Consider the following 223-nt stretch of genomic DNA (forward strand, 5'->3'; position numbering starts at 1 on the left):
TTGGTGTTTGTCATAAAGACAAACATTGAGAACTTTACAAACAATCTTAAAGATTGTTTTGTCAGCTTTCCAAATTGTTAAAGAGCTAATCACTTCTTATGAAGTAACCATTTTTAAAAACTCTCAAGAGAGAATGTTTAAAGATGGTATCCCGTAGGGGAGTCGAACCCCTGTTACCGCCGTGAAAGGGCGGTGTCCTAGGCCTCTAGACGAACGGGACACT

At 39.9% G+C, this 223-nt stretch carries 1 tRNA gene; it reads right to left on the reverse strand.

What is annotated here, in order from left to right:
- Nucleotides 1-144: 144 nt before the first annotated feature.
- Nucleotides 145-220: transfer RNA gene (locus tag VJL_RS20660), tRNA-Glu, on the reverse strand.
- Nucleotides 221-223 lie beyond the last annotated feature (3 nt).

The organism is Vibrio jasicida CAIM 1864 = LMG 25398, from assembly GCF_000400365.1.
In the GTDB taxonomy this organism is placed as follows: domain Bacteria; phylum Pseudomonadota; class Gammaproteobacteria; order Enterobacterales; family Vibrionaceae; genus Vibrio; species Vibrio jasicida.